Raw genomic sequence first — 3598 nt, forward strand, 5'->3', positions numbered from 1 at the left:
CTGTTTGGCCGTTAGGATGGACTTGGGCCTGTAAAAATATATTCCAGTTTCAATATATATCCATATTTATGCGTGAGAATCTTATCTGGTGTTTGTGAAATTGTAAGTATCCGTTAGTATCTAGAAGAAAATTAAACTTTATAGAGGGAGGTTTCGGATAAAGTAAGATCACAACAATATGAAAACGCCCTTTTTGGCATTCAATTATAATTATGGAATACAACATTTTCATGTAGAATACCTTTTTTCTATCAAAGCACCAAAACCGACCGATGGGGGCCGCGCTCTAAAGCGTGTTTAAAGATTTTAATATCAATTTTAGACAGAAATTATTAATCATTAAAACCTCAACCATAATATAGTTATTTTATAATAGTTGAGTACTAGAAGTGCAAAAAGGAGGTGTAACGATTAGCATGCAGTTTCTAGGAAAACCTATAACCATTTCTCCCATTGTTTCTATTGTTATTGGAATCTTCTTATTCACAGTCCTAGATTTATAATGGAATGTTAAATCAATAAGAAATTGACGAGGTGACAAAGTAATTTCATTTATAATATACCGAAAATAAGGAATCAAATATTGGAGGCCTTTCATTATTCTCAAACAGAAACAAAAATCTCTGTCTCTGCTTTTCTAATTAGTAGGAGTTTATTTATGAATTATTTATGAATGATTTTATCAATAGGGAGCCATGAATGCCTCTTAACGCTTGGTATTGCTTCATATATTCTTCAGTTTTAGATTTATGTATGATTGGCTCTGAAAAACCTTAAAGGCTTTAACATAAATTAAATCGAATTTAGTCATTGGGGTTTTATTTGACTTGATAATTATAGCAATAATAAACAAAAGAATTTTTAAATCTAGAACAACCACACTACTTAAAAAAAGTCCCTCCTTTTAATATTACTATCCCCCCTCCCGTTAGCCTAAATACAATCATTCACATTCTCCATCTATATCCATGCATCTTTTTAGTTTTAAAATATCAACATAACAAATAACATACCAATTTATAAAAAGATTAGCACATTGATAAGTAAGCGTCAAATAATCCCCACCTATTAAATAGATGGGGATCTCATTATGCTTGAGTAGACGTACTTTTTCTCGTGACATAGTCAGGCAATTCCGTTGACCATGGTAAAAGACGGTCGATATCGGAAGCTTTTATATTTGGTAAGATCTCAAACAGATACGTTAAATATTGGAAAGGGTTAAGACCGTTTTCTTTAGCCGTTTCAATGACACTGTAAATTATGGAGCTCGCTTCCGCACCTCGGGCGGTATTGGAGAAGAGCCAGTTTTTTCTTCCAATCACAAACGGTTTGATCGTACGTTCTGCTAGATTATTATCAATCTCCAGCCTTCCATCCTTTAAGAATGTTTGAAGGCGATCCATCTGGTTCAAGCAATAAGTGATCGCATTTCCTAAAAGGCTCTTCGGCAGTATTTTGGGCCGCATCTTTTTTAGCCAGCCTGAAAAAGCTTCCAACACGGGCCGGGAGCGCTTCTCTCGCATTTTATACACCTGATCATAAGGAAGATTGAGCTCTTTGAGCTCTCGCTCTATTTCGAAGAGCTTATTGCAGTAAGCCAGTCCTTCCTGGGCTGCAGTGGTCGACTGTTTTTCAGATTTAGGTAATGCTTTGACAGCCTCGTCAAATTTACGACGGGCATGAGCCCAACATCCCACAAGCTGAACCTCAGATCCAACTGCATTATAGCCGGCGTATCCATCCACATGGAGATAGCCTTTAAATCCATTAAGGAATTGCCGGGGATGTTTACTTGCCCTTGTGGTTTTATAATCAAATACCACAATCGGAGGATCCGACCGGCCTGTTCTATAAAGCCACATGTAAGATTTCGACATCGCTGGTCGTCCTGGTTCATTAAGGACTTGAAGCGTTGTCTCGTCAGCGTGGAGAACATCACATGTTTTCAGCTTGTCGACCATACAGCTATAGACCGGAGCCAGCCAGGTTTCTGCCCCGTACATCAGCCAGTTGGATAAGGTCTGTCGTGACAAATGAACGCCAAGGCGATCAAACTGTTTTTCCTGGCGGTAAAGGGGTAGCCCCTGCACATATTTCTGTTCCATAATATAGGCCATCGCAGATGGCGAGGCTAAACTGCCTGGAAACACAGATTCTGGCATGTCAGCTGTGACCACAGGTGTCGTGGTGCCATTTTTCTCACACGAACGGCACGCATAGACATGTCGCACATGTTTAACCACTTTGACCTCTGCGGGAATGACTTTGATTTCTTCCCGGACTTCTTGGCTCATCTTATGTAAATCACCATTGCAACACGAACAAACCTGCTCTTCTGCCGGTAAATCGTACTCAACCGTTTCTGAAGGGAGGTTCTCCGTTGTGGTTTTGCGGGATTTGCGTGTCTTTTTTCGATCATATGTAATTGTTTCAACTGTCGGTTCTTCCACAGACTGATCCTGAGTTACTTCAGCTTCATTGAAAAGAGGCAGCTCAATCTGGTCAGGATCTGTTTTCTCACTTGAAGAGCCAAAACGCTGTTTCTGGCTAAGTCGAAATTGCTCCTGATACCATTTTAATTGAGCTGCCAGTTCTTCATTTTCCTTTTCAAGTGTAGACACACGTTCTTCCAAATTTTCAGTTGTTCGGGTGGCGTTTTTCGTTGATTTATCCATGCTTACTCGTTTCGACACCATGATTTAAACTCCTTCAAAAAAATCATGTTCATATCACTTTTTCTGCCGAGACTTCGGGAGGGGCATGACGCTGTTCAATAGACAGGCCGTCTAAGAGCCACCTTAACTGTCGCTCGGTAATGGCCATTGCCTCCAGCTGGTCTGCATCAGGCCATGGAAAACGTCCCTTTTCTAACCTTCGGTAATGAAGCCAGAACCCATTGTGCTCCCATTGAAGAATCTTTAATTTATCACGTTTGCGATTACAAAAGACAAATAAACAGGGAGAAAAGGGATCCAGGTCAAAGCCTTCCTGGACAATAGCTGCCAGTCCATCTATCGACTTTCGCAGATCTGTTGTTCCTCGGGCTAAATAGACCTTATCAATGGTCCGGTTGTGAATCATGATGTTTTAAGCACCCGGATCACATCACGTAAAGCCGTCTCATCAAAGCCTGAGGATACTTCCACTTTAAAGTCTTCCGATATTTCGATTTTGATAACGGACTTTGTTTGAGCCGCAGGTGGCTTCGTCACATTCACAGGCAACCACGTCGAAGACGTTTCATTTTTCTTTTCCTGGTTAAACTTTTTAATCCAGTACCGAACCTGATGAACCGTTATACCTTCTTGCGTTTCAACCCACTTTACCACGCTCAGACCGCTTGCTTTATATTGAGTGATCCGGTCTGCCCATAATTCACGGTATTCCTGTGGTACCATCACATCACTTCCTTCATTTTGATAAGTCTATGATGACATCTCATAAAATGAAATAACATGTGGGGAGGGTTTTACGCTTACCTCCCTCTATAAAGTTTAATTTTCTTCTAAATACTAACGGATACTTACAATTTCACAAACACCAGATAAGATTCTCACGCATAAATATGGATATATATTGAAACTGGAATATATTT

At 39.9% G+C, this 3598-nt stretch carries 3 protein-coding genes; all 3 read right to left on the minus strand.

Annotated elements, in window-relative coordinates; all coding sequences use genetic code 11:
• Positions 1-1088: 1088 nt before the first annotated feature.
• From tnpC to tnpA, 3 genes are read right to left on the minus strand one after another with little or no spacing between them, the layout of a single operon-like run.
• Positions 1089-2678 carry an IS66 family transposase gene (gene tnpC, locus K8O68_RS12900; RefSeq protein WP_230897291.1) on the minus strand — a complete coding sequence of 530 codons (1590 nt, stop codon included), beginning with the start codon at positions 2676-2678 and terminating at the stop codon, positions 1089-1091.
• 49 nt (positions 2679-2727) lie between these two features.
• Positions 2728-3084 (minus strand): IS66 family insertion sequence element accessory protein TnpB, encoded by a 357-nt coding sequence (gene tnpB, locus K8O68_RS12905; protein ID WP_230897289.1) that lies wholly within the window; start codon positions 3082-3084, stop codon positions 2728-2730.
• Positions 3081-3401, minus strand: a complete 321-nt coding sequence (gene tnpA, locus K8O68_RS12910) for an IS66 family insertion sequence element accessory protein TnpA (protein WP_230897290.1) — start codon at positions 3399-3401, stop codon at positions 3081-3083. The genes tnpB and tnpA overlap by 4 nt, the downstream gene beginning before the upstream one ends.
• Positions 3402-3598: the final 197 nt, after the last annotated feature.

It is taken from the genome of Salipaludibacillus sp. CUR1 (assembly GCF_021028955.1).
Taxonomy (GTDB): Bacteria; Bacillota; Bacilli; order Bacillales; family Salisediminibacteriaceae; genus Salipaludibacillus.